This is a genomic window from Pseudoalteromonas sp. MMG007 (assembly GCF_018100985.1).
Taxonomy (GTDB): domain Bacteria; phylum Pseudomonadota; class Gammaproteobacteria; order Enterobacterales; family Alteromonadaceae; genus Pseudoalteromonas.
In genome coordinates this window covers 1-380 of sequence record NZ_JAGJEI010000058.1, presented here as the reverse complement: position 1 = coordinate 380, position 380 = coordinate 1, and the positions used below count along the sequence as shown (strand labels likewise).

General features: G+C 37.1%; 2 protein-coding genes. Both read left to right on the top strand.

From position 1 onward, the window contains the following. On the top strand, nt 1-189 hold a 189-nt coding region (locus tag J8L71_RS18415), incomplete at its 5' end, for a hypothetical protein (RefSeq protein ID WP_211001811.1). Further along, the coding region (locus J8L71_RS18410; RefSeq protein ID WP_211001810.1) for a hypothetical protein at nt 186-380 on the top strand (195 nt) is incomplete at its 3' end. The genes J8L71_RS18415 and J8L71_RS18410, both read left to right, overlap by 4 nt.

Below are 380 nucleotides of genomic sequence, written 5' to 3'. Positions count from 1 at the left end.
TTGGTCATGCAACTGATTTCTGAGTTAAAAGCTCGTGGTTATTTTTTAAAAGTACAAGATATTTTTTCTACGCCAACGATTTCTGAGTTGGTTGATTTTATTGAAGAAGAGCGCTCAAACTTTTTCGGGGGTGATATTGCTGCGGTAACAACCAAATTAGAGGAACAAACTGAGGAGTTTTTACTATGAATATAGAGCACTTTATTCAGTCTTGTATTGAAAGGAAAATTAGCTTTACATTGCAAAGTGACGATCAACTTAAAGTTCATGCAGTTCCAGGGGGTCTTACACCTGATGTGATGGAGAAATTAAGAGAGCACAAAGCTGAGATAATTACATGGCTTACATCTGTAGAAGAGCAAAGCTATACAACTCCACCC